At 70.9% G+C, this 515-nt stretch carries 1 protein-coding gene; it reads left to right on the top strand.

The features are described from left to right. Positions 1 to 515: IPT/TIG domain-containing protein (locus tag ACP7AJ_RS21650; protein WP_426062320.1), on the top strand; the 515-nt coding region annotated here is incomplete at both ends.

The raw sequence follows: 515 nt of genomic DNA on the forward strand, positions 1-515 counted from the left end.
CGACTTTACCGGGGCCACGGCGGTGCGCTTCAACGGCGTCACCGCCCCGGGCTTCGTGGTGAACTCGGCCACCCAGATTACGGTGAACGTGCCCGCCGGCGCCACCTCGGGCAACGTGACCGTGACCACGCCCGGCGGCACCAGCAACGGCGTGGCCTTCGCCGTGACAACGCCCTTGCTCACGCCGACCCTCAGCAGCCTGAGCCCGACCAGCGGGCCGGTGGGCACGAGCGTGACCCTCAGCGGCGCCAACCTCAGCGGGGCCACCGGCGTGAGCTTCAACGGCACCGCGCAGACAACCATCGGCAGCAACACGGCCACGAGCCTGGTGGTGGCCGTGCCCGCCGGCGCCACCTCGGGCAACGTCACCGTAACCACCCCCACCGGCACCAGCAACGGCCTTGCCTTTGCGGTGACGGTGCCGCAGCTTGTGGTCAGCCAGGGCGACACGACGTACCCCAGCAACGGGATGGCCTACGGCTTTCTCGGCCAGACCCTCAACACGGGCAGCGCGG

Origin of the sequence: Hymenobacter sp. B1770 (assembly GCF_049896385.1) — a bacterium.
GTDB lineage: Bacteria > Bacteroidota > Bacteroidia > Cytophagales > Hymenobacteraceae > Hymenobacter.